The sequence below is a fragment of the Acinetobacter sp. Q85-2 genome, from assembly GCF_013420555.1.
Taxonomy (GTDB): Bacteria; Pseudomonadota; Gammaproteobacteria; order Pseudomonadales; family Moraxellaceae; genus Acinetobacter; species Acinetobacter indicus.
This window is the reverse complement of record NZ_VOXW01000004.1, coordinates 22,736-46,864: the sequence shown is the minus strand read 5'-3', so window position 1 is coordinate 46,864 and position 24,129 is coordinate 22,736. Positions and strand designations below refer to the sequence as shown.

General features: G+C 47.7%; 21 protein-coding genes. 10 read left to right on the top strand and 11 right to left on the bottom strand.

The features are described from left to right. The first annotated feature begins 127 nt into the window (after positions 1-127). The 5 genes from dnaE to FTT68_RS02775 all read left to right on the top strand — a co-directional run bounded on the left by dnaE (position 128) and on the right by FTT68_RS02775 (position 8,513). The gene (dnaE, locus tag FTT68_RS02795; RefSeq protein ID WP_005178797.1) at positions 128-3,694 is read left to right on the top strand and encodes a DNA polymerase III subunit alpha; all 3,567 of its coding nucleotides are present in this window, start codon (positions 128-130) and stop codon (positions 3,692-3,694) included. A gap of 29 nt (positions 3,695-3,723) precedes the next feature. After that, a complete protein-coding gene (locus tag FTT68_RS02790; RefSeq protein ID WP_005178798.1) occupies positions 3,724-4,578 on the top strand; it encodes an RNA methyltransferase in 855 nt (284 codons plus the stop codon). Then, the gene (gene cysE, locus FTT68_RS02785; protein ID WP_005178800.1) at positions 4,571-5,380 is read left to right on the top strand and encodes a serine O-acetyltransferase; all 810 of its coding nucleotides are present in this window, start codon (positions 4,571-4,573) and stop codon (positions 5,378-5,380) included. Before FTT68_RS02790 ends, cysE begins: the two co-directional genes overlap by 8 nt. Positions 5,381-5,487: 107 nt before the next feature. Beyond that, positions 5,488-6,396: an ABUW_2363 family tetratricopeptide repeat lipoprotein gene (locus FTT68_RS02780; protein ID WP_005178801.1), complete on the top strand. Its 909-nt coding sequence runs from the start codon at positions 5,488-5,490 to the stop codon at positions 6,394-6,396. Positions 6,397-6,509: 113 nt separating this feature from the next. After that, on the top strand, positions 6,510-8,513 hold the full coding sequence (locus FTT68_RS02775; RefSeq protein WP_005178802.1) for a triacylglycerol lipase: 2,004 nt from the start codon (positions 6,510-6,512) through the stop codon (positions 8,511-8,513). A gap of 76 nt (positions 8,514-8,589) precedes the next feature. On the opposite strand, the gene FTT68_RS02770 is transcribed toward FTT68_RS02775, so the two are convergent. After that, positions 8,590-9,663 (bottom strand): maleylacetate reductase, encoded by a 1,074-nt coding sequence (locus FTT68_RS02770; RefSeq protein WP_180175215.1) that lies wholly within the window; start codon positions 9,661-9,663, stop codon positions 8,590-8,592. Continuing rightward, positions 9,663-9,815: a hypothetical protein gene (locus FTT68_RS02765; RefSeq protein WP_155756624.1), complete on the bottom strand. Its 153-nt coding sequence runs from the start codon at positions 9,813-9,815 to the stop codon at positions 9,663-9,665. The genes FTT68_RS02770 and FTT68_RS02765 overlap by 1 nt, the downstream gene beginning before the upstream one ends. A gap of 65 nt (positions 9,816-9,880) precedes the next feature. Between FTT68_RS02765 and FTT68_RS14035 the strand changes: the two genes are divergently transcribed. The 5 genes from FTT68_RS14035 to FTT68_RS02745 all read left to right on the top strand — a co-directional run bounded on the left by FTT68_RS14035 (position 9,881) and on the right by FTT68_RS02745 (position 14,836). Then, positions 9,881-10,003, top strand: coding sequence for a hypothetical protein (locus FTT68_RS14035; RefSeq protein ID WP_257229461.1), 123 nt, complete (start codon positions 9,881-9,883; stop codon positions 10,001-10,003). Positions 10,004-10,022: 19 nt separating this feature from the next. Further along, on the top strand, positions 10,023-12,656 hold the full coding sequence (gene mutS, locus FTT68_RS02760) for a DNA mismatch repair protein MutS (protein ID WP_168400064.1): 2,634 nt from the start codon (positions 10,023-10,025) through the stop codon (positions 12,654-12,656). A gap of 205 nt (positions 12,657-12,861) precedes the next feature. Further along, positions 12,862-13,185, top strand: coding sequence for a ferredoxin FdxA (gene fdxA / locus FTT68_RS02755; protein WP_180175186.1), 324 nt, complete (start codon positions 12,862-12,864; stop codon positions 13,183-13,185). Positions 13,186-13,315: 130 nt separating this feature from the next. Then, positions 13,316-14,038: a D-Ala-D-Ala carboxypeptidase family metallohydrolase gene (locus FTT68_RS02750; RefSeq protein WP_104988470.1), complete on the top strand. Its 723-nt coding sequence runs from the start codon at positions 13,316-13,318 to the stop codon at positions 14,036-14,038. A 132-nt stretch (positions 14,039-14,170) separates the two neighbouring features. Further along, positions 14,171-14,836, top strand: coding sequence for an O-methyltransferase (locus tag FTT68_RS02745; RefSeq protein WP_005178807.1), 666 nt, complete (start codon positions 14,171-14,173; stop codon positions 14,834-14,836). A 142-nt stretch (positions 14,837-14,978) separates the two neighbouring features. Here the strand turns inward: FTT68_RS02745 and FTT68_RS02740 are convergent, their stop codons facing one another. The 9 genes from FTT68_RS02740 to lptC all read right to left on the bottom strand — a co-directional run bounded on the left by FTT68_RS02740 (position 14,979) and on the right by lptC (position 24,109). After that, complete coding sequence (locus FTT68_RS02740; RefSeq protein ID WP_005178808.1) at positions 14,979-15,821, bottom strand: universal stress protein; 843 nt, start codon at positions 15,819-15,821, stop codon at positions 14,979-14,981. 136 nt (positions 15,822-15,957) lie between these two features. Continuing rightward, positions 15,958-16,575, bottom strand: coding sequence for a DapH/DapD/GlmU-related protein (locus FTT68_RS02735; RefSeq protein WP_045794903.1), 618 nt, complete (start codon positions 16,573-16,575; stop codon positions 15,958-15,960). Beyond that, positions 16,568-17,167 carry a YigZ family protein gene (locus tag FTT68_RS02730; RefSeq protein WP_005178810.1) on the bottom strand — a complete coding sequence of 200 codons (600 nt, stop codon included), beginning with the start codon at positions 17,165-17,167 and terminating at the stop codon, positions 16,568-16,570. The genes FTT68_RS02735 and FTT68_RS02730 overlap by 8 nt, the downstream gene beginning before the upstream one ends. 103 nt (positions 17,168-17,270) lie before the next feature. Beyond that, entirely contained in the window at positions 17,271-18,455 is a 1,185-nt protein-coding gene (locus tag FTT68_RS02725; RefSeq protein ID WP_180175185.1) for an HlyD family efflux transporter periplasmic adaptor subunit, read from the bottom strand. Continuing rightward, positions 18,452-20,590, bottom strand: a complete 2,139-nt coding sequence (locus FTT68_RS02720; RefSeq protein ID WP_180175184.1) for a type I secretion system permease/ATPase — start codon at positions 20,588-20,590, stop codon at positions 18,452-18,454. The genes FTT68_RS02725 and FTT68_RS02720 overlap by 4 nt, the downstream gene beginning before the upstream one ends. Next, entirely contained in the window at positions 20,587-22,077 is a 1,491-nt protein-coding gene (locus FTT68_RS02715; RefSeq protein WP_373685541.1) for a TolC family outer membrane protein, read from the bottom strand. Before FTT68_RS02715 ends, FTT68_RS02720 begins: the two co-directional genes overlap by 4 nt. A gap of 190 nt (positions 22,078-22,267) precedes the next feature. Then, entirely contained in the window at positions 22,268-23,011 is a 744-nt protein-coding gene (gene lptB / locus FTT68_RS02710; RefSeq protein ID WP_005178814.1) for an LPS export ABC transporter ATP-binding protein, read from the bottom strand. Next, positions 23,011-23,577 carry a lipopolysaccharide transport periplasmic protein LptA gene (lptA, locus tag FTT68_RS02705; protein WP_045794900.1) on the bottom strand — a complete coding sequence of 189 codons (567 nt, stop codon included), beginning with the start codon at positions 23,575-23,577 and terminating at the stop codon, positions 23,011-23,013. Before lptA ends, lptB begins: the two co-directional genes overlap by 1 nt. Next, positions 23,567-24,109 carry an LPS export ABC transporter periplasmic protein LptC gene (lptC, locus tag FTT68_RS02700; RefSeq protein WP_005178816.1) on the bottom strand — a complete coding sequence of 181 codons (543 nt, stop codon included), beginning with the start codon at positions 24,107-24,109 and terminating at the stop codon, positions 23,567-23,569. Before lptC ends, lptA begins: the two co-directional genes overlap by 11 nt. Between the last annotated feature and the right edge of the window lie 20 nt (positions 24,110-24,129).

Genomic DNA, 24,129 nt, shown 5'->3' with positions numbered 1-24,129 from the left:
CAAGTGATGAGAAACCAATCCGCTACGTTGGTTTACATATCTAAAACTTCGCCATTTCCCCTTAATTTCAAACTGAAAGCCAAAATCCCGTGCTAAAATGTGCAGTGGTTTTTGCAGGGACTGATTTATGCACTTTGTTCATCTTGGTATTCATACTGAATTTTCGATTACAGAATCTATCGTACGTATACCTGATTTAGTCAAAGCCGCAGCCAGTGAAGAAATGCCTGCCCTGGCCATCACCGACCTGTCCAACCTGCATGCCGCCGTCAAATTCTATGGCAAATGTCTGGGCAAAGGCATCAAGCCGATCATGGGTTCGGAAATCCGCCTGAATGATGCCGAACATCGCATGACCTTACTGGCCATGAACAATCATGGCTGGCGTAATCTGACCGAAATCGTGTCGCGCGGTTTTATTGAAGGCCAGCAGCTGGATATTCCCTGCGTACAGAAAGACTGGGTCTTGGAGCAGCATGACGATTTAATCGCCCTGCTCGGCATTCACTCCGATGTCGGTAAAATGCTCTGTACCTCTAACCCGCAAAAAGCCGAACCTTTACTTGAAGAATGGATTGCCAAGTTTGGAAACCGGGTTTATCTGGCCCTGACCCGCACCAATCGCCCGAATGAAGAAGACTTCATTTATGAAGCGGTACAGCTGGCGAAAAAATATAATATTGGCGTGGTGGCACATAATGATGTGCACTTCATCAGCCGTGAAGATTTTGAAGCGCATGAAGCGCGCGTCTGTATTGCCGATGGTTATGTTTTGGGCGATAGCCGCCGACCAAAAAACTACAGCCCGGAGCAGTATTTTAAAACCGCTGCAGAAATGACCGAGCTGTTTGCCGACATTCCGTCTGCCATTGAAAACACCTATCACATTGCCAAGCGCTGTAATGTGACGCTGCAACTGGGCAAATACTTCCTGCCGGATTACCCGATTCCGGAAGGCCATACCATTGAAACCTTCTTTGCGCATTTATCCAAGGAAGGTCTGGAAGAGCGCCTGAACCATCTTTATCCGGTAGCGCAGCGCGATGAAGACTGGCCTGAAATCCGCAAACCGTATGATGAGCGGATTGAATACGAAATTAATATTATTAACTCGATGGGATTCCCGGGTTACTTTCTGATCGTGATGGACTTCATTCAGTGGTCGAAGAATAACGGCGTGCCGGTCGGTCCGGGTCGTGGTTCGGGTGCCGGCTCGCTGGTGGCGTACAGTTTAAAAATTACCGATCTGGATCCGCTGCGCTATGAACTGCTGTTCGAACGTTTCCTGAACCCGGAACGTGTCTCGATGCCCGACTTTGACGTCGACTTCTGTATTGCCGGCCGTGACCGCGTGATTGACTACGTGGCCCGTACCTATGGCCGTGATGCAGTATCGCAGATTGCCACCTTCGGTACCATGGCCGCTAAAGGCGCGATTCGTGACGTGGCCCGGGTTTTGGGTAAATCTTATGGTCTGGCCGACCGTATTTCCAAAATGATTCCGACCAAACCTTTGGGTCTGAGTCTGGAAGAGTCGCTGGCGGCTGAACCGCAGTTAAAAGATATTGTCACCAATCCGGGTAACCCGGACTATGACGATGCTTCTGAAATCTGGGAAATGGCATTAAAGCTCGAAGGCATTACCCGAAATACCGGTAAACACGCCGGTGGTGTGGTCATTGCACCGACCAAAATTACCGACTTCTCTGCAGTGCTGTGCGATGCCGATGGCACCGGCCGGGTGGCCCAGTACGATAAAGATGACGTTGAAGCCGCTGGTCTGGTCAAGTTCGACTTCCTGGGGCTGCGTAACCTGACCGTAATTGAAGATGCGGTGCAGAATATCAATAAACGGGTTAAACCCGAGATCCCGCTGGATATTGCGCATATTCCGCTGGATGACAAAGATGCCTATTTGGTCTTTGCCAATGCTAATACTACTGCGGTATTCCAGTTTGAATCCGTGGGCATGAAAAAGATGCTGAAAGAAGCACGCCCAAGCAAGTTTGAAGAAATTATTGCCTTCGTATCTTTGTATCGTCCGGGTCCAATGGACCTGATTCCGGACTTTATTCACCGTATGCATGGCGGTGAATTTGAATACCTGCATCCGCTGCTTGAAGGCGTACTGGAACCAACTTACGGGATTATGGTGTATCAGGAACAGGTGATGCAGGCCGCGCAGTACTGTGCCGGTTATACGCTTGGTGGTGCAGACTTGCTGCGCCGTGCCATGGGTAAGAAAAAACCCGAAGAAATGGTCAAGCAGCGTAAAATCTTTATTGAAGGTGCAGCCCAAAAAGACATTGATGAAGCCACCGCCAACCATATTTTCGACTATATGGAAAAGTTCGCCGGCTATGGTTTTAACAAATCACACGCCGCTGCCTATGCGTTAGTGGCCTACCAGACCGCCTGGCTCAAAGCCCATTATCCAGCCGAGTTCCTGGCTGCCGTCATGTCCTCGGAAATGCAGAACACCGATAACGTGGTGTTCCTGATTGATGACTGCCGTCACAATGGTCTGGAAGTATTACCACCGTCGGTGAATATGTCGCTGTATCATTTCCATGCCACCGATGACAAAACCATTGTGTATGGTTTAGGCGCAATTAAAGGCGTGGGTGAACAGGCCATGCAATCGGTGATTGATTCGCGTATCCAGCAAGGACCATATAAAGACCTGTTTGATTTCTGTCACCGGATTGACCTGAAAAAAATCAATAAACGCACCTTAGAGGCCCTGATTCGTGCCGGTGCGCTAGACTGTTTAGGCATTGAACGTTCCAGCCTGATGGTGCAGTTACCGGAAGCGGTGCAAGCTGCAGAACAGGCCCGTTCTAACCGTGAAACCGGGATTATGGACCTGTTTGGTGAAGTCGAAGAAGTGCAGCGCAAACCGGCCAAACCGGTTAAACCGTGGTCCGATGAAGTCCGCTTAAAAGGTGAAAAAGATACTTTAGGCCTGTACCTGACCGGCCACCCGATTGATGTATACCGGGCTGAGCTGAAATCCTTTATTCCGGCGCGAATTAATGAACTGAGTCCGACCCGCCGTGGGGTCACCACAGTCTTTGCCGGACTGGTGCTGGATGTGGCCAACTTCCCGAACCGGGTGGTGGTGACCTTAGATGATGGCACCGCACGAATTGAAGTATCAGCCAATCACGAGCGTTTCCAGCGCTTTAAAGACATCATCCAGGTTGAAAAAGTGGTGGTGATTGAAGGCGAAATTTATGAGCGCGAAGGTTTTGACCGTCCAATGGGGCGTCTGACCAAAGCCTTTAGCCTGAATGAAATCCGTCAGAAACGGGCTAACAGTATCAAGATTACGCTATCTGCCGAACATGACAGTAAAACGCTGAGTCGTGATGTACAGCAGATTTTGATGCCGTATACCAATATTGATATGAGCACGCATATTCCTGTGATTCTGTATGTAGATTATGGTTATGCCACTGCTGAACTGCATTTAGGCGTGCAATGGAAAGTCGCGCCAATGGATGAACTGCTGATCAAGCTACGTGATTATTTTGGTAAAGATGCGCTGCATATTGAATATCAGGTGAAATCTAAAGCCGCCCAAGCGGTGGCGCATGAGCCCAAGCCTGCCCACGTTCCGGCACCTCCAGCGGACATGAGCATGGATGATGCGCTCGATTTATATCAGGCCGAAATGGGTCAATATTCTTAATTTAAAATTTTCTTTATTCTGGACCTTGTATGAGTCAAGTCGACAATGCTGCCTTGTCAGCACATCTCTCCCATGTGCGTATTGTCATGGTCAATACCACTCTGCCCGCCAATATCGGCAGCGCCTTACGCGCCATGAAAACCATGGGCCTGTCCAAACTGGTGCTGGTCGCACCGAAGACCTATCCGCATCCGGATATTGACGCACTGGCGGCCGGTGCCACCGATCTGATTGAACAGATTGAAATTGTCGACACCCTGGAACAGGCCATTCAGGACTGTCATCTGGTGTTTGGTACCAGTGCGCGCAGCCGCACCATTCCCTGGCCGCTGCTGGATGTCCGCCCGGCTGCGGAAAAAGCCATGCAGGCCGTCACGGCATCGCATCAGGAAATTGCGGTGATTTTTGGCCGTGAAGATCGTGGTCTGACCAATGAAGAACTGGCCCTAGCCAATTACCATGTCACCATTCCGGTGAATAGCGATTACGGCGTGTTAAACGTGGCCCAGGCCATTCAGATTATCTGTTATGAAATGCGGATGGCAGCCATGGCCCGGGTAGAACAGCAGCCAGACCCTAAAGCCACCATGCAAGTTCTTGATGGCATTGAAATGGAATGGGATGAACCTTTAGTGACCCATGCCCAGATGGAACAGTTCTATCCGCATATTGAAAAAATGCTGGCCGAGATTGAATTTATGGATCCGAAAAATCCAAGATTATTACCTTTGCGCTTGCGTCGGCTTTTTGGACGTATACAATTAGATCGTATGGAATATCACTTATTACGTGGCATTTTTAGTCGCGTACAGGCATTGAATAACGGTTCATGGAAAAAATCATCAACAACATCGACACAGGACGAGGATCAAGATAATGCTTAAACAGCTCAAAGAAGATATACAAGCTGTCTTTGCGCGCGATCCTGCTGCACGCAATACCTTGGAAGTCTTAACTACCTATCCCGGCATTCATGCCCTGATCATGCATCGGGTTGCACATGAACTCTGGAACAAAGACTGCAAGGGTTCGGCGCGCCTGCTGTCTTCATTTAGCCGCTTTGCCACCGGTATTGAAATTCATCCGGGCGCGAAAATTGGTCGCCGTTTCTTTATTGACCACGGTATGGGTGTGGTGATTGGTGAAACAGCCGAAATTGGCGATGATGTGACCCTGTATCATGGCGTGACCCTTGGGGGGACCACCTGGAACAAAGGCAAACGTCACCCGACTTTAGAAGATGGCGTGATTGTTGGTGCTGGCGCGAAAATTCTCGGGCCATTTACCGTGGGTAAAAATGCCAAAGTCGGTTCCAATGCAGTGGTGACCAAAGCGGTACCGGCCAATACCACCGCGGTCGGCAATCCGGCGCGTTTTATTACCAAAGATCAGCCGAAAGATGAAGCCGAAGCACGTCGCCGTGACTATGCTGAAAGCATCGGTTTCCAGCCCTATGCGGCCACCCAGGATCAGTCCGATCCGATTCTAGACGGCATGCGGGTCTTGCTAGACCGTATTCAGCACAATGAAAAACGCATGAATACCTTATGCCAGCGTCTGTCTTTACTCGACCCAAGCTTTAAAAAGCAGCAGCAAAACGAACAGCCGTTTAGTGCTGAAGAATTAAAAATTATTGAAGATGTGCGCCGTGAATGTGAAGCACAAAGCAGCCAGTCCAAAGCTTAACAACACGGTAACAGCAAACTTCTTGCCTTCTCTTGCATGTTCGTCACAGATTTTTTAGACTGACGAACATGCTCAGCCATTTTAAAATAAATTAACGGATGAATATTATGACGCTTAAGCCTTTGGCATTTGCTCTGATTGCGACCACTTTAGTTTCAGCCTGTTCCACTGCACCAAAACAACAAAACCCAGCCAATGCACCAATTGTGTTTACCGAGCCTGATCTGACCCCTCCATTTTATGCTTTAAATCCGTTTAATTATGATGCACCTCCTCCATTTGAACTGAACCTGCAACAGGCTGCGGCCCAGCCAGTGACTAAAATGGAAGTAACTGCCCCGGATAATCCATCGAAAAAAATTACTTTAGACACCAACCGTCTGATTATTCCGACCATCAACAACAACCAGCGCAGCTTGAAGTTTGCGGTGCTGGCCGGTGAAAATGAAATTGACATCACCGAAATTGATGACTTTTTACAGATGGTCGAAGGTAAAGCACGTCACTATCCACCACGTTTTACTGACCGTCAGGAACGCCGCGGTTTTGAAGCTAAACTCAAAGAAGTCACCCAACAACTGGACAGCTTGGCGGTACAGGAAAATGCCTCTTTTGATGTGCTGATTCGTGCCTTTAAAGCCAGCGTAATGGCACGTAACCTGGACTTAGGTTCAATTTATACCACCCGTTCTCTGGCTTATGCACAGCGCATCCTGAAAATTAACAAGGAAGATGCCGAAGCCAATTTCTGGTTTGGTTTTGCCCTGTCTGAAGGTGGCGGTCATCGTGAAGCAATTTCTTATTTAGATAAAGCCATGAAAGCCGGCGTACAGGAAGCCTATCTGGCTGCTGCCAACAACTATATTGCTTTAGAGCAAAAGAAAAATGCGGTACAGACCTTGAAAAACTACAAGATCAAGTATCCGCAAGAAGCAGCTGTGGCAGACCGTTTAATTACTGAAATTGAAAAACAGGGCCGCTGGAATGTCTGGCAAATCATGACACCGAAGGCTTAAGCCCGGTGCAAGAAAAAATAGGTCATGTTATATGGCCTATTTTTTTGTCAATTGAAAAAACCAAGAAATTCAGTATGATTAAAAAAAACTTATAAAATACGATGCGAATTCACATGACCACTATGACGTATAAGATGATGCTGGCCACCGCGCTCAGCAGTTCCATTCTCGTTGGCTGCCAAACGGTCAGTGTTAAACAGCAAGCATTAAATGTCAGCATTGCCAACGAACGGGAAAGTATTTTATCTCGTGACCGCTTGAGCGAGGCCAGCCTCAATGTCTTGTCCATGACTGGCCGTGAAGCGCAAATCTGTACCGAAAACCCGAAACAGTGTATTGATGAACTGAAGCAGATTCCGGAAATTCTGGATGAACAGCTGCTGTCCACTGCCAGCGAAGTTTATCTGGCCAAAGCCATGCAACTGGCCGATTCCTCCAATTGTAAAATCGGGATTTTAAGCAAACACCAGTCTGAAGAAAAACAGCAATTACAGCAGCAGAACTATCAAAAATGCCTCGACCAGCAGCTGTTTATGCTGGATAAAAGTATCCGTTATAGCTATGCCTATATGTTCAAGACCGAACGGGCGCCACAAGACCGGATTTTTGACAACCGTCAGGTACAAATCCGCGACTTTTATAATCAGGCCATTGCCAAACTGGTGTCCAGCTATACCCTGCGCTATCAACCAGATGTAGTGGCCAGCCAGATTCAGGTCGGTGAAAGCACCTATCATATTGATTTCAATTATTTTCCAACCTTAAAACAGCAAAAAATCGAGCAGTTAAGAGCCACCTATGACCTGAACTTTTCAGGCTTGCGCTCCATTACCCGTCGTGATGGTTTTGGCTCGGAATTTCTGGTCATTCTGCCGGAGCAGCGCGCAGATCAGCCAGAGAAAGCCCGTTATATTATTGATCCTTTAAGCCATCGTTATCCAAACAATCAGAATCCGAATATCCATCAGGCCCGTTATCTGGCGGCAACCCTGGTGGCTGAACCGCAGCAGTTTGGCAATGTAGAGGATATCCTGAACAAAGATTTTCGCCTGCGCGCCTATGATCCCTATAAATATGAACAGGCCCGCATTGCCAATAAAAACTATCCGCTGGCGGCTAATTTTTCTGCGCCTTATGGACTGTGGCTGGCGGAAAATAATCTGCTGAAATCGGCTTATCTGTCACTGATTGACCGTGATGACAAGCTGGCCATGCCGCATTTATATTTTCTGGAACCATATAATCCGAATAAAAAAGTGCTGGTTTTGGTGCATGGTCTGGCCAGTAGTCCGGAAGCCTGGATTCGCTTAACCAACGATATTATGGGTGATCCAGTGTTACGCGAGCATTATCAGGTCTGGCAGGTGTTTTATTCGACCAATATGCCAATTATTGAAAGCCGTTTCCAGATTCATGCTCTATTGACCCAAGCCTTCCAGCAGGTCAATCCCAAAGCCGCGGCGAAAAAAGATGCGGTGCTGGTCGGCCACAGTATGGGCGGGATTATTGCCCGACTCCTGGTCAGTGATGCCGATGTGTCCAAAGAAGCCCTGTCGATGATGAGTGGCCGACAACTGGCCAAATACCGCCGTATTCCCGTGATTCAGCAGCGCCTGATTATGCAGGATATTCCTAACTTTAACCGGGCAATTTTCTTGGCCGCTCCGCACCGCGGCACCGAATATGCCGATCGCTGGTTTACCAAAGTGGCGCGTAAAATTATCCGTTTACCGGGGGCATTTTTAAATGCGGCCACCGATTCATTGTTAAATGAAGACCCGAGCCTGAAAGATCTGGTCAATGAGCTGGATAAAGGCCTGATTCAAAATGGCCCGAGCGATTTAAGCCATCAGTCCAAATTTATTGCCTTAACTCAAGATATTCAGCCACGTAAAGGACTGAAATATCATAGTATTATGGGCAATACCAGTCAGAGTAACGACCCTGCTCTCATCACCGATGATATTGTGGCCTATGAAAGTGCGCATCTGAAACAGGCCCAGTCTGAAAAAATTATTACCGGCGGCCACTCGATTCAGGAAACTCCAGAAGCAGTGTTGGAACTGCGCCGGATTTTACGCTTACACTTGCAGGAGCTGGGTTTATATAAACCTTAACCTGCCAATAAAAAACCGAAGCCTTCAACCGCTTCGGTTTTTTTATCTCTGGAAGATGGCTACATATTGCTATGTATTAAAGTGTGGCAGGAGGCAAACCGGCATAAGCCTGCAGCAACAGCTGCTTTAATTCATCATCGTCATATTCACGCGGATTATAATACGGCGAATCACAAATCATCCGGGCAATGTCCGCCGGGGCGTGTTCCGGTAACCCTAAGTCTTTTAAAGCCAGAGGAATCTGCAGGCGCTGGTTTAATTGATAGATAAAACGGCCCAGCTCCTCCCGACTGTCAACACCCAGTGCAGCGGCCAGTTGATCCATCGCCTGTACATCGGCATGGCGGTTATAGTGCACCGAATAGGCCAGCATAATCGCGTGGGTTTGCGCATGAGGCAGGTTAAAGGTGCCCCCTAGGCTATGACAGATTTTATGGTGAATCGCCATACCGACCGAACCCAGACAAATCCCAGCCAGCCACGCGCCATAGCTGACCTGTTCACGCAGTTGAATATCGTTCGGATGCTGTACCAGTTCCGGTAAAGCGGTGGCCAGACAGCGAATCGCCTCCAGCGCCATCAGGCTAATCACCGGATTTTTATTTTCTGCATACAAAGCCTCCACCGCATGCGCCATGGCATTCATGCCCGAACAGGCAGAAATCTCTGCCGGCAGATTCAGGTTAAGCGCTGGATCATAAATCACGATTTTCGGTAACACCTGTGCAGCTTTGCCGGTGGTTTTCAGCTGATTTTCCGTAATACCATATACCGGGGTCATTTCACTGCCCGCATAGGTGGTCGGAATTGCCACAATTGGCAGATGGGTGTCCAGTGCAATGGCTTTGGCTAAACCAATAGCCGAACCGCCACCCAAAGCCAGACAGCAATCCACCTGTAATTCTTGGGCGGCCTGAATCGCCTGCCGTGCCACCTCTGCCGGCACGTGCATTACCGCATGAGCATAAACCGTAACGGTCAAATCACCAAGTTGCCGGGCCAGCTGCTCAGCGGCCTTCTGCTGGCCGGGCGTGGCAATCAGCAGAATCTTGTGATAACCGGCCTGCTTGAGAATATCCTGCGTGCGCTTGGCTTCCCCCGCACCAAAATACACCTGTACTGGCAAAGCCTGATAATAGAATTTGGGCATCATGGGCTCATCTTCATGTTGTTCTTTACCCCAGTATAGAGTGCCTCTCCTGCTGCTTCGAGCGCATTGCTGCAACGCTGCTTTCCATATTTCCTGGTCTTCTCTGCTGCAATCTTCATCAGCTGTATTGCTCGCTTAATTTTCTCCGCCATAAGCTGCTCAGTTTCAGCACAGATTTTCCAGAATCGGTTTTTTCCGCCTAGCTAAATTTGTTAAGATGAAGCGCTTGTTGGGTCGTCAACAGCATCGACGTGCAGGATTTAAACACGATGTTTTACCTGCTCCAGCTGGCCCAAATGACATCCACGCGGTGAAAGCCATTCCAACACCCATGCGTTAATTGAAGGAACTGAATGTACATGAACATGCAAGAAATTGTGGCTGACTTATCTTCGCATACCCCGATGATGCAACAATATTTAAAAGTGAAGATGCAACATCCACATTCTTTAATGTTTTATCGAATGGGTGATTTCTACGAATTATTTTTTGATGATGCGCACAAGGCGGCCAAACTGTTAGGCATTACCCTGACCCATCGCGGTAAGGCCAATGGCCAGCCAATTCCGATGGCCGGCGTGCCCTATCATTCTGCCGAAGGTTATCTGGCGCGACTAGTCAAAAAAGGCGAAACCGTGGTGATCTGCGAGCAAATTGGCGAGGTAACTGGCAAAGGCCCGGTGGAACGTGGCGTAGTACGGATTATTACCCCCGGCACACTCACCGACGATGCCCTGCTCAACAGCTATCAATCTTCCAACCTGGTCGCGCTCTGTTTACAGCAGAACCAGATCGGGATTGCACTGCTAGATTTAAGTGCCGGTATTTTCAAGGTCCAGCAGCAGGAGTATCAACCGGAACAGCTGGCGATTGAACTGTCGCGTCTCATGCCAAGCGAAATTGTGGTCGATGAAGATATTGTCGATCCGAATATCATCGAGTCTGTTAAAAAACAGCTGGATTGCCCGGTTACCAAACGTCCAAATGTCGATTTTAACCTGAATAATGCCCAGAAAACCCTGTGTGACCAGCTAGGCGTAGCTACCCTATCTGGCTTTGGGATTGATCATTTGCCTTTGGCCAAAGCCGCCGCCGCCGCCTTGATTCACTATGCCAAAGAAACCCAAAGAACGGCGTTGCCGCATATCCGCTCGATTCAGCTGGAACAAAGTAGCGATTTTATTGCGCTAGACCCGGTGACCCGGCGTAATCTGGAACTGATTGAACCTTTATTTGAACACGGCACCTCACTGTTTCAGCTGATTAATGACTGCCAGACCGCGATGGGTGGTCGTCTACTTAGCCGCACCTTAATGCAACCGCTACGTGATACCGCACTGCTGGATGCAAGGCTGGATGCGACCGAAGCGATTTTAACCGGTTATCACGATGCACCAATTCGTCTGGTACTGAAAGAAATTAGTGATATTGAACGTGTGCTGAGCCGGGTCGCTTTAGGCAGTGCGCGCCCACGTGATCTGGTGCAGCTGCGTCAGGCCTGTGCCCAGATTCCGTATTTACGTCATGCCGTGCAGCCGATTGTCAGTGCCGGCCAATCCAAATATTTACAACAGCTGAATGAAGAACTGGGCGATTTTCAGGGCCTTTACCAGCGTTTAATGGCGGCCATTGTGGAACAGCCACCGGTGTTGCTGCGTGATGGTAATGTCATTGCCGAAGGCTTTGACAGCGAGCTGGATGAGTTACGTCAAATCCGTGATCATGCCGGTCAGTTCCTGATTGATCTGGAAATTCAGGAGCGTGAACGTACTGGCATCAACACGCTTAAAATTGGCTATAACCGCGTTAGTGGCTACTATATTGAACTGTCCCGTGCGCAGGCCGAACAGGCACCGGAGCATTATATCCGTCGTCAGACCTTAAAAAATGCCGAGCGTTATATCACCCCGGAACTGAAAAGTTTTGAAGATAAGGTATTGTCGAGTGAATCACGCGCGCTGGCACGGGAAAAAATGCTGTTTGAAATGCTGCTGGATGAGCTGCGTCAGGACATTGGCAATTTGCAGATGATGAGCAGCGCCATTGCCCAGATTGATGTGCTGGCCAACTTTGCCCATCAGGCCCGCCTGAAAAACTGGACCCGTCCGGAATTTTCACCGGAAATTGGAGTCAAGATTGTCGCCGGCCGTCATCCAGTGGTGGAAGCCTTGAGCAAAACCGCATTTACCCCAAATGACACCACACTGGATTTTAACCATCGTATGGCAATTATTACCGGGCCGAATATGGGCGGTAAATCGACCTTTATGCGCCAGACCGCACTAATTGCCCTGCTTGGCTATTGTGGCAGTTATGTGCCGGCTCAAGCTGCGGTGCTAGGTCCGATTGACCGGATTTTCACCCGGATTGGTTCGGCCGATGACCTGTCTACCGGTAAATCAACCTTTATGGTGGAAATGACCGAAACCTCGCAAATTCTGCATCATGCCACCAATCAGTCACTGGTGCTGATGGATGAAGTCGGCCGTGGCACCAGTACCTATGATGGCCTGTCCCTGGCCTGGGCCTGTGTGCTGGATTTAACCAAACGGATCAAATGCTTATGCCTGTTCGCTACGCATTATTTCGAGCTGACCGAGCTAGGCAAAGAATCAGGTATTGATAATTATCATGTTACGGCCAAAGAACTCAATGGCAACCTGATTTTACTGCATAAAGTCCAGCAGGGTCCGGCCAGCCAGAGTCATGGTTTGCAGGTGGCCAAACTGGCCGGTATTCCTGCCAATGTGATTAAAGAAGCACAAAATCGCCTGAAGATTCTGGAAAAGCAGTCACATCAGTCGGTACAAAAATCGGTCCAGCATGATTTATTCAGTGAACCGGTGGTAGAAACTGAAGTGATTGAACGGATTGTCGAAGTTGAAAAACCATCACCGGCCCTCGAAGCCTTACGCCAGCTGGATGTTGATAATCTCACTCCACGTCAGGCTCTAGAACAATTGTATGCCCTGAAAGAGCAGCTAAACACCTGATTCAAGACTTGAATCTCATATATGGAAAGGCTCTCATTTGAGAGTCTTTTTCATTTATAAGTTTTTTTGATGGTTTTATAGCACTTTTATCAAATTTAGTAGCACTGTCTATATCAAATATCAGTAAAAGCAATTGTTAGTTCACATCATTTTTGCCTAAAATACAGCTTAGTTATTAGAACCATATTTTTAGGTAGCTGTCGCCATGACATTTGTTGTCACTGAAAACTGTATTAAATGTAAATATCAAGACTGTGTAGAAGTATGCCCTGTAGATTGTTTCTATGAAGGTCCAAACTTCCTGGTGATTAACCCGGATGAATGTATCGACTGCGCACTGTGTGAACCTGAGTGTCCAGCCAATGCGATTTTCTCGGAAGATGAGCTACCAGAAGGTCAGGAAATATTTATCGAGCTGAATGCTGAACTGGCAGAAAAATGGCCAAATATCACGCAAATTGGTGAACAACCTGCTGACCGTGAAGAATGGAATGGCAAGCCAGACAAATTACAATACTTAGAAAAGTAATTTTAAAAAGATCAGCAAAAGCTGATCTTTTTTTATACCTAAAACACACATTTGATTGCAATATTTTCAATTTTTACCGAAGCTTTTAGATTAGAATGCTTAGGATTTTAGTAAACGTTTGATTTGCATAATGACGCAATTTCTCAAGGCGATGCTCTCGCTCAGCATCGTGCCCCTGATCATGCTCGGATGTACAACCACACCGCAGAAAGGGAAAACGATTCATTCGCCTGATGGAAAACGGATTTATATCCCACAAGAAAAAATCAGCTATGAACGCAAGGTCGCACCAAAAGTGGTGCCCTATGCCTATAACAGCTGGATTGCCGTGACCGATAACCTGCGCCAGGTCCGCGAATATGAAAAATTCCTGAATGCTGAAGGCGTCGGCAATATTATTCCAAGTTTTGAATTACTGCGCACCGCACGTGACTGGCAAAAATGTGGCCGCTCGCAATACATGGTGCCCAACCGCGAATTATGGCGCAATCAGATTCCAACCTTAAAAGTCTTTAAATATCTGGTTGCCTCCAAAGTCCTGACCGATTTTGAAGTCACTTCAGTCTATCGCGATTTACCGCTGAACCAGTGCGCCGGTGGTGCCAGTTCCTCACGGCATTTATATAATTCCGCTATTGATTTCCGGATTGGGCCGGAATTTCCACAGCCGCAAGATTATGCCTTTATTGAAAATACCAAGTTCAGACTGTGCCAGTTCTGGACCCAGTATGGTCAAAGCCTGAATATGGGCTTGGGACTGTATGCTTCAGGGCAAATCCATATTGATACGCAGGGCTATCGTACCTGGGGACCGGATTTAAGCCGCTATTCGTCAATGTGCTATTACGAATAAATCCGGATCTGAATACGGAGGTGCTGCGGCACCTCTTTTTATGTCTATTAATTCTGCAACTCTCCCGATAAAAATTGCACTCTAGGGGGAAAAGTTTAAAATGCATGCATTGCAACAAAGGTGCCCCCGACTATGAAACAAATGTGGACCGACCTCGACCACTACATCGAAACACATTTAATTCCTGAAGATCCGATTCTGACCCAAACCTTAAAACATACCGATGATCGGGGTTATCCGGATCACCTTGCTGTTGCGCCCAACCAGGGCATGTTGTTACAGATGTTAATTCAGATGAACGGCTGTAAACGTATTCTGGAACTTGGTACCTTTGCTGCCTATAGCACCATGTGGCTGGCGCGTGCCTTGCCGGAAGATGGCTATATTCTGACTATTGAAGGTCGTGATGCACACGCCGCCGTGGCACAGGAAAATATTGATCAGGCCAAGCTGAAACAGACTATTGATTTGCGTGTGGGCCGCGCCGCCGATATTTTAAAAAGCCTGCCAGCTGATACTGCCCCGTTTGACTTTATTTTTATTGATGCGGATAAACAGAGCTATCCGGAATATCTGGAACTGAGCCTGAATCTGTCACGCTCCGGCACCTTAATTTTTCTGGACAATGTAATTCGCGCCGGTGACATCATCAATCCGGACAATCACAAGCCCAGCATTGAAGGCATTCGCGAGATGTTTAAGCTAATGCAGGAGCATCCACGTTTATTGTCTTCAACTGCCTTACAAACGGTAGGCAGCAAAGGGCATGATGGCTTTGCCTTGGCCATCGTTAAATAAGGCCCAAACAGAACAAAAAACACACAAAATAATATTTATTTTATTTTTTATAAACTTACATATACTGTCCATATAGTTATCCACAATAAATGCGGATAACCTTGGACAGTAATTCATCAGATGCGTGTAAGATATTTGGGCTTTATTTCACCACCAGTAACGGCACATTGGAATTCCGGAAAATGGTGGTGGTAATACTGCCTAAGAAAAACTGATGGATTTTGCTGTGGCTAAAGGCCCCAAGCAAAATTAGCTGAATACCATGTTCACGCTGATAATCCAGAATATTCTCCGCCACATCTCCATAACGATATTCCACCACCACATCTAAACCAGCGGCTTTTAAATACTGGGTCGGTTCATTTAATATTTCCGGATGATCACCCACATACAGCAAATGACATTGCAGCAGACGCAGCAAATCACTTTGGGTGATGCGCTTCATGATTTTTAAGCAGGTTGGTGAATATTCATAAGCGAAAATAAAACGGGTTGGCGGCTTAAACTGCTCGCCCACGGTCATAACGGCACAATTGGCCCCGCGGATAAAGTTTTCGACGTTACTGCCCAGGGCTTTATTGCGTTCGGCGGAACGCTCCCCAACCCGGCCGATGACCGCAATATCATCTTCTTGCAAGACATTAAAACTTTGTTCAAGAAAATCGCCTTTTTCCTGAATCTGGGTCGGCACGATATTATATTTTTGCTGCACCATCTCGGAAATATGACGCAGCAGATTATTGCTATATTCCAGCGCAATGTCGCTCTGCTTCTGTTCCAGCTCGGCCAGTTCCTTCAATAACATGGCATTGCTTTCAAAACCAATGACCCCGCTAATTTCACCTAAGTGATAACTGGCCGGATAATAGTCCAGCACCTGTAACAGCACCAGTTCCCGCTGGGTCTGCTTGGCTATCCACGCTGCGGCTTCCGCGAGTGCATTGATACAGGGTGAAGAATCAATACAGGCAATTACTCGTTTCATTGTCGCCTCTCTTGTTGCCTGTCTGCCAGGCTTTCGTTTTAATTGTTATCTAAAACTTAGCATAAGTCCTCAGCGGATGACATGACAAAATGTAAATAAAACACAGACATTTGAAGATAGAGAGCTATGTATGAGATTAATCACGATAACGAATCAAACGTGCCGGATTCCCCGCGACAATGGCCCGGCTTTCAATATCTTTGGTGACCATACTGTGCATGCCGACAACCGCATGGGCGCCAATTTTAATACCATCCTTAACGCCGACATGAGCACCCAGCCAGACATCGCGTTCAATTTCGATGCCCTGCGAACGCACCGGCTGCTGGTAAATCGGCTGAGCCAAATCCATGCCATGATCAAAGGCATATAAATGGCAATAGGCGGCAATACGCACCTGATCGTGAATCTTAATGCCGACCCGGCCACCATCTAGAATACTATGATGATTAATTGCCACTTCACTGCCAATGTCCAACGGGCCATGCAAGGTACAATCTGCGGCAATAAAGGTATTATCCCCAATAATAATTTTACGTCCCGGTTCGGCAAAAATATGTGCCAACGGTGAAATAAAGCAGTTCTCGCCAATTTCTACCGTTTCCATCTCCATCAAATAGGCCTGATAGTCTTTTTGCCAGGCTTCAGCCCATCCCCGATTTTTCGATTTCAGCGACCAGTACAACCATGGCATATAATTCAGCCGATGTTTATGCTGTTCCCGATATTTCAGCAAAGGATCATGTTCAGTCATCTGCTGGCTCCTCCATGACTTTGAGCTGTTCCCGGCCACGGGTAACGTCCTGAATTTTTAAGGCCAAAGGCTCAATCTGATGCACCTGTAATAAGGCATTGACCTGCACGCCATCTGCCCCGTACTGTTCCTGAAACTCGATATTCTGGCTATTCAGTTCATATTGAAAAATGGCCCATTCATTAAACTGGCACTGAAACTCGACTTTTTTCTTTTCAATCAGTTCAATTTTTTCTGCCAGCAGCAGGCATTGCCCGGCACAACCGCCATAGGCACGCACTAGGCCACCGGTGCCAAGTTTAATCCCGCCATACCAGCGATTGACCAGCACCAGCACATTGGTCAGCTCATTGCCCTCAATGGTAGCCAGAATAGGTCGGCCGGCAGTGCCAGAAGGTTCACCATCATCATTAAAACGCACCTGATGGCCAATTTTCCATGCCCAGCATTGATGGGTAGTGGTCAGGTCTTTGTTGGCTTCCAGAAAATCTTTAACCGCCTGTTCGTTTTCTACCGGTACGGCAATGGCCTCAAAACGGCTCTTTTTAATATCTTCTTCAAAGCGAACAAGGGAGGCAATGGTAAATGGCATAACACAGCTAAAATGCAATAATCTCTGAAATTATATCGTGTTTTCAGGCAAGTTTTGGCAATAAAAAAACCTCCCAAACTGGGAGGTTGAGTTGAATTGACGATTAACGCTCGCGTAATGCTTTCTGGGCCTTGTTAAACGGTTTAATCAGATAATCCAGTACGGTTTTAGAACCAGTTTTAATATCAACCGTGGCCACCATTCCGGGGGTAATACTGAACTGCTGGCCAGATTTATTGGTCAGTTTATCGGTATCAGTCCGGATATAGACCCGATAATAAAACTGGTCCTGCTTGACTTCATCACGGATGGTATCCGGTGAAATCACCGTGACCTTACCCTTTAAACCGCCATAAATCGAATAATCATAGGCGGTAATTTTGACCAGTGCTTCCTGGTCTGGGCGAATAAATGCAATATCTCGCGGCGAGATCCGCGCTTCAATTAACAGCTGTTCATCTAAAGGCACAATGGTCATTAACTTGCCATTTTGCGGTACGACCCCGCCAATGGTCATCACATCAATTTCCTTGACCACACCCCGTACCGGCGACTTGAAGACTGTGCGGTTCAAGGTGTCGGACTTGCCACGTACCACCTGTTGCTGGGTCTGTACATCGGTACTGGACTTGGACAGCTCTTCACGCGCTTTGACATAATACTGGTTACGAATATCATTCATCTGGTTACGCAGGTCATTGGCCTCGCGTTTCAGACGCAGCACTTCCACCTCACTGGCCGCACCTTTGGCCACCAAGGGTTCAGTCATACGCAATTCCTGCTCGACCAGCACCAGAGCCTGCCGTAAACCGGCCAGCGATTCTTCTAAGTTGGCCCGGCGCGAATTGTATAAAGCAGTTTCCTGCTGTACCAGTTTTGGCTCTTTCAGCACTTCTTCAGGAAAAACCAGAGGCGTGCCATTTACTTCAGCGCGTAACCGGGCCGAAGTGGCCAAGGAAGATACCAGTAAAGATTCCGATTCACCCACATTAGAAGCAAACCGGGTCGGGTCCAGCTGGGCCAGCACCTGACCCCGATTGACAATTTCCCCTTCACGGACATTCAAGGTGGTGAGAATCCCGCCTTCTAAAGACTGTACCACCTGCTCTTTCGAAGATGGCACCACTTTACCAGTGCCGGTAGATACTTCTTCCAGCTTGAACAGCCAGGCCCAGAGTAGCAAAACTGCCAGTCCAATACAGATAATCCAGATAAACAGACTGGCTTTAGGTAAAGGTGGCTCCAGCTCGGTCACCTGCATTGAACGTTTGCTTAATTGTTCACTCATGACTTCGCTCCTGCCATCTGACGTGGTTGAGATGCAGACTGATTAAGAATCTGATCTCGTGGCCCGTCCATCACAATTTTTCCATCATTGACCACAATAATCCGGTCCACCAGCTCTAACACTGCACGGCGATGGGTGGCCACCACCAAAGTCCGGTGCCCAAGCCACATTTTCAAATGATCAATCAGCTGTTTCTCGGAGACATCATCAATTGCAGCCGTTGGTTCATCCAGCAATAAAATATTCGGCTGACGCAGCAGCAAACGGGCCAGCAACAAGGCCTGTTTCTGGCCACCAGAGAACCCCACACCACCTTCCAGAATCAGATGGTCCAGCCCTTCTTTCTTTTCCTGCACAAAAGCCAGCGCGCCGGTAATTCGAAGTGCCTGCAAAATATCGTCATCATTGGCCAACGGTGCACCCAAGGTCAGGTTTTCCCGCACTGTGCCAAAAAACAGATGTGCATTCTGATTCAAGAGGCCCATATCACGGCGTACATCAGCAGGATCAATCAGGCCCAACTCTACGCCATCGAGTTTAATTTTGCCCTGATTCGGGGTTTGCATGCCGGAAAAAAGCTGCAACAAGGTAGATTTCCCGGCACCATTCCGGCCCAGAATAGCAATTTTTTCACCGGCTTTAATTTCGAGCTTGGCCACCATCAAGGTCGGTTTGGCATCATCTTCGCCATATTTAAAGCTGACCCCGCTTAATTCATAATGACCATTTAACACCGGACGATGAATTAAGTGGCTATGTTCCGGCTGATCAACCGGTTTTTTCATTAATTCATCCAGTCCCTGTTTCGCCACTTTGGCCTGTTGCAAACGGCCCAGCACGCCGGCAATCTGTGAAATTGGCACCAGCATCCGTGAAGATAAAATTGAACAAGCCACCAGAGCACCGGTGGTCATTTCCCCATCCATCACCGCAAAACAGCCCACCAGCACCACAATCGCAAAGGTCAGCCCCTGAATTTTCTGGGTCCAGGCGGTCATGACACCGACAATTTTACGCTGACGCATGGCAATATCGGCGGAGACTTCATTCATATGATTCCACTGGTTCTGGAAGCGGGCTTCGGCGCGTAATAACTTGATGTCTTCAATGCCCTGTACCGATTCCACCAGCATGGCATTGCGGATTGCGCCTTCACGCATCCCCTCGTTGGCCAGTTTAGCCAGAGGCTTTTGCGCCAGAATGCCCGGAATAATCATGAGCGGTACCACAATCAGCATCACCCAGAACAGGTTCCCACCAATCACCCAGAACACGCCAAGGAACAGCAGGAAGAAAGGCAAATCAGCGATTGCAGAAATGGTGGTCGACGTCACCAGTTCACGCACCCCTTCTAGTTCACGGATTTGTGAAATAAAGGTCCCGGTCGATTTGGAGCGTTCACTGTTTTTAATCCGTAGCGCATGTCCATATACCCGATCTGAAATACGCAGATCAGCGCGCTTGCCGATAATATCGGAGAGGTAAATCCGTGCGACCCTTAAACTAAACTCGAAAATGGCCGCAATCAGCACCCCGCCTGCCAATACCCACAAGGTTGGAACCGATTGCGCCGGAATTACCCGGTCATAGACATTCATCGAAAACAGGATGGTGGCCAGTGCCAGAATATTGGCCATCAGGGAGGCAAACATTACATCGATATAACGTTTCCAGTCCCGTAGCACAATTGACCAGAACCAGTTATCTTCATAGGGTTTGACATATTCATCTACCCGCGCATCGGGAACCGATTTTTCCGGGCGCAGGATATAGACATGCCACACATGCTCCGCCAAAGTATCGCTGGCCAGCGTTTGTGATAAACCCTGATCGCCACTGAACTGAATGCTCAGGTTGCCTTCGGCATCGACCTTGTCAATTACGCCTACCTGACCATCCTGGAATTCAACCAGTACCGGCAAACGCCAGGGATTGATCACTTCGGCGCTAAAGTCGGTTTTGCGCAGACTTAGGCCCACCTGACGGGCGATCAGATTTAAAATATCATCAATGTTCTGGTTCGGATTCCAGTCCAGCTGCAAGCGGATACGTTCTGCGGATGGTTCAATCCGGTAATGCTTGGCAATGCTCAGCACTGCTTGAAGCCACGGTTGATAATTTATTTTAGTACTCATGGCTGAACTTCAAGCCCCTGAATGGATATATGGTTTAAATCATAAATATCGCGTGTCCGTCCGGTAATGGAGATATAGCGCGCAATGGCGGCATAAATATCAAAACGCGTATTTTCAATTTCCTGGGCGGCACTATGAATTGCCTGTTCGGCATTCAGTAAATCGACAGCTGAGCGCGTGCCTAATTTATATTGTTCCTGATACAGCTCTTTGGTCTGGATGGTGGTAGCCTGACGCTTGACCAGAATATTCATCTGGCGCTGCTTGTTCTGGATTTCTTCACGCAGCATACGGGTTTCATCCAGCACCTCTAGATACACACTATTGACCCGTGCCTTGGCCGCTTCTTCTGCATAACTGGCCGCCCGGGTTTGTGACGCAATTGCGCCGCCCTGATAAAAGTTGCTATTGGCTTCCAGCATGATCGAATTATAGAGGCCATCATCTTCATTGTTATTCGGATTACGACCATTGATGGCCTGACTTATAGAACCTTTCACATTTAAAGTGGGATAAGCACTTAAACGTGATTGCTGCTTGCGTAATTTGGCCACTTTAACTTCAGCCTGAGCAGCGATTAGTCCGGGAATCTGCTGAAAAACCGGCTCTGAATATAATTGCGCCTCTTTCACCAGCCGCTCTGGAATCTGCCAGTTACGCTGATGAACCTCAAACCCGACCAAGGTGCGCAGCTTTTGCTGAAATTGGCGCAGCTGGGTTTGCTGCACAATTAAATTGGCTTCCGCAGCTTCCAGATTGGAACGGGCCTGAATCGGGTCGGCCTGGGTACTAATTCCGGCCTCGGCACGTAAATTGGTGATTTCCGCAATGCGGGCAATCCCCTGAATCTGCTCTTCAGCAATACGGGTAATTTCCTGATAGCGTTTGATATTAATCATGGCATTGGCAGTCTGGTAAGCAATATCATCAATACTGACCAGCACATTGGCCTGCTCTGCGGCCAAACGGGCCTGTTCCAGATTGACACTGCTTTTGACCTTGCCAAAATCATAGAGCATTTGCGTGGCATTCAGGCTCAGCAGCTGACGGCCGCGCTCGCCTTTGGTCAGGTCCGCTGTGGAAATACCACCAGATAATTGTGGATAATAACCGGACTTCGCCACATCAATACTGGCATTCTGGGCTGCCAGAGTGGAAATGGCCTGGGAAATTTCAGGATGACGCTGAACAGCGGTCCGAATGGTGTCATTAAAACTCAAAGGCTGTTGCACAGAGGATCGGGCTGATGCCGCAGTTTCTGAAACAGATGATGCTGGCACTACCCGGGGCATTTCCTGAATATTTTGTGTATCGAGCTGAAACTGGCTCAGCTCACTAATACGAACCCGATTAAAATTCTGGTCAGATTGGGGGCTAAAAATAGAGGCAAAATGCTGTTTTAAAGATGGATCTTCATGCGTGGAACTTTGTTCGGCCATCGACGGTTCCGTCAGACCACTGAACAATAAGATTCCCCCAAATAGCATATACTTAACTTTATTTTTTTGGCCTATTACGGCTCTTGTATTACTCATCATTATAATTAAACGAATACGATGAAATATTTTGTGAAAGTTTAATGCTTTTTTAATTTAATTTTTTATATTTTTTCAACTTTATGACATTTAACAGATAAAACACACATCACAGCGAACCATGATGTGTATATTTTAATAACTACACCTTAAAATCTTCACCTAGGTAGACCTGTTTCACAGTTTCATTTTCCAGAATTTCCTGTGGAGTTCCTTCGGCAATCACTGCACCTTCACTGACAATATAGGCACGTTCACAAATTGCCAATGTTTCACGCACGTTATGGTCGGTAATTAATACACCAATTCCGCGATCTTTAAGGGTACTAATAATATCTTTAATATCCCCGACAGAAATCGGGTCTACCCCGGCAAAAGGTTCATCCAGCAACATGAATTTCGGATCGGCAGCCAAAGCACGGGCGATTTCTGCACGACGTCGCTCACCACCCGATACACTCATGCCCAGTGAATCTTTAATATGGGTAATTTTAAAGTCGGCCAGCAGTTCGGTTAAACGTTGCTGACGCTGCTGCTTGTTTAAGTCTTTACGGGTTTCCAGAATCGACATGATATTTTCAGCAATGGTCAGTTTTCTGAAAATTGACGCCTCTTGTGGCAGGTAACCGATGCCTTTGCGCGCACGTTCATGCATGGCCAGGTCAGATAAATCCAGTTCATCCAGATGAATTTCCCCCTTGTCCATACGCACCAGGCCAACCACCATATAGAAGCTGGTAGTTTTACCTGCACCATTTGGGCCAAGCAAGCCGACAATCTGGCCACTTTGCATACAGAAAGAAACATCTTTCACCACCCAGCGCTTACTGTAGTTTTTGGCCAGGTGTTTGATTGTCAGAGTTTGTGGCTGTACGACCTGATCCATTAATCGCGTGCTCCCGGGAATGATTTTGAACTGGATGGTGGAATCACAATCTGTACGCGACCTGAAGATGATCCGGTGTTGTTTGGCGTACCAATGGCTTCAATATCGCCTTTGTTCATACTATAACGCAAGGTATTGCCGCGAATACTGGCCCCATCCTGCTGTAAAAATGCCCCGCCCGACAAAGTAATAATACCGGTTTCCGCATTGTAGACAATTTTCTGCGCCTGACCTTTGGCCAGACCTTTATTCGGGTCAGTCTTTTGCTGGAACTGTGCCGGACTACCATTGGCGGTAATGGTGCTGATTTCTTTTTTACTGTTCAGATTGGCCACAATTGAATTGGCCTGCAAGCGCATTGTGCCCTGCTCGATAATCACATTACCGGTATAGGTGGTAATGCCGGTACGCTCATTAAATGTCGCACGGTCGGCCACCAGGGTAATTGGCTGGTTCCGGTCTGAAGGCAAGGCCCAAGCTGTAGCTGAGGACAATACTGCCAAACCTACAAGCGCGGCTTTCTGCAGGAAAGTACGAGGTGTTGCAAGCTTCGGATTAACGTTCATATGTTCCTCGAATATTAAAAAATTCGTATTGACCATCATTCAAATTGGCTTTCAGTCCTTGGCTTACAAATTCAGCTTGTGGAGACTGCACCATCACCTGTTTATCGGTTTCAATTTCCCGACTGTCCGGATAGCCCGTCAATTCTGTCGTCTGCAGTTCTAATTGACCTTGCGCTAAGATTTTGGTGGCACGCACCTGGTCAGATAACACCACTTTTTCATTGTCATTATAGCCATGCGCCTGCTTGGCATAAAAAGTGGCATCAACTTTCCCTTCTTTATACATCGACGCATTCAGGTTCTGTAATTGAGAGGTCTGCTTTTGCATATCCTGCTCTAAACGGTCAACCTGAGCGCGAACATATAAATTCCCCTGTTCATCGGTTTGAGTCAGGTTAATCTGCTCCGCCGTATAGGTCATACTTCTGGAACCCTCGGTATCCAGTTTATTGCCTTTACCGCTGTAATAGTAATAACCACCACTTACAGCTGCAATTGCAATCGCAGTAATATATAAAACTCGGGTATCCATAAGTGGGGTTTTAACTCAAC

Excerpts from the sequence above, each read along its gene's own strand:
- dnaE (WP_005178797.1), top strand. The coding sequence starts at position 128 with ATGCACTTTGTTCATCTTGGTATTCATACTGAATTTTCGATTACAGAA.
- FTT68_RS02790 (WP_005178798.1), top strand. The coding sequence starts at position 3,724 with ATGAGTCAAGTCGACAATGCTGCCTTGTCAGCACATCTCTCCCATGTG.
- cysE (WP_005178800.1), top strand. The coding sequence starts at position 4,571 with ATGCTTAAACAGCTCAAAGAAGATATACAAGCTGTCTTTGCGCGCGAT.
- FTT68_RS02780 (WP_005178801.1), top strand. The coding sequence starts at position 5,488 with ATGACGCTTAAGCCTTTGGCATTTGCTCTGATTGCGACCACTTTAGTT.
- FTT68_RS02775 (WP_005178802.1), top strand. The coding sequence starts at position 6,510 with ATGACCACTATGACGTATAAGATGATGCTGGCCACCGCGCTCAGCAGT.
- FTT68_RS02770 (WP_180175215.1), bottom strand. The coding sequence starts at position 9,663 with ATGCCCAAATTCTATTATCAGGCTTTGCCAGTACAGGTGTATTTTGGT.
- FTT68_RS02765 (WP_155756624.1), bottom strand. The coding sequence starts at position 9,815 with ATGGCGGAGAAAATTAAGCGAGCAATACAGCTGATGAAGATTGCAGCA.
- FTT68_RS14035 (WP_257229461.1), top strand. The coding sequence starts at position 9,881 with ATGAAGCGCTTGTTGGGTCGTCAACAGCATCGACGTGCAGGATTTAAA.
- mutS (WP_168400064.1), top strand. The coding sequence starts at position 10,023 with ATGAACATGCAAGAAATTGTGGCTGACTTATCTTCGCATACCCCGATG.
- fdxA (WP_180175186.1), top strand. The coding sequence starts at position 12,862 with ATGACATTTGTTGTCACTGAAAACTGTATTAAATGTAAATATCAAGAC.
- FTT68_RS02750 (WP_104988470.1), top strand. The coding sequence starts at position 13,316 with ATGACGCAATTTCTCAAGGCGATGCTCTCGCTCAGCATCGTGCCCCTG.
- FTT68_RS02745 (WP_005178807.1), top strand. The coding sequence starts at position 14,171 with ATGAAACAAATGTGGACCGACCTCGACCACTACATCGAAACACATTTA.
- FTT68_RS02740 (WP_005178808.1), bottom strand. The coding sequence starts at position 15,821 with ATGAAACGAGTAATTGCCTGTATTGATTCTTCACCCTGTATCAATGCA.
- FTT68_RS02735 (WP_045794903.1), bottom strand. The coding sequence starts at position 16,575 with ATGACTGAACATGATCCTTTGCTGAAATATCGGGAACAGCATAAACAT.
- FTT68_RS02730 (WP_005178810.1), bottom strand. The coding sequence starts at position 17,167 with ATGCCATTTACCATTGCCTCCCTTGTTCGCTTTGAAGAAGATATTAAA.
- FTT68_RS02725 (WP_180175185.1), bottom strand. The coding sequence starts at position 18,455 with ATGAGTGAACAATTAAGCAAACGTTCAATGCAGGTGACCGAGCTGGAG.
- FTT68_RS02720 (WP_180175184.1), bottom strand. The coding sequence starts at position 20,590 with ATGAGTACTAAAATAAATTATCAACCGTGGCTTCAAGCAGTGCTGAGC.
- FTT68_RS02715 (WP_373685541.1), bottom strand. The coding sequence starts at position 22,077 with ATGCTATTTGGGGGAATCTTATTGTTCAGTGGTCTGACGGAACCGTCG.
- lptB (WP_005178814.1), bottom strand. The coding sequence starts at position 23,011 with ATGGATCAGGTCGTACAGCCACAAACTCTGACAATCAAACACCTGGCC.
- lptA (WP_045794900.1), bottom strand. The coding sequence starts at position 23,577 with ATGAACGTTAATCCGAAGCTTGCAACACCTCGTACTTTCCTGCAGAAA.
- lptC (WP_005178816.1), bottom strand. The coding sequence starts at position 24,109 with ATGGATACCCGAGTTTTATATATTACTGCGATTGCAATTGCAGCTGTA.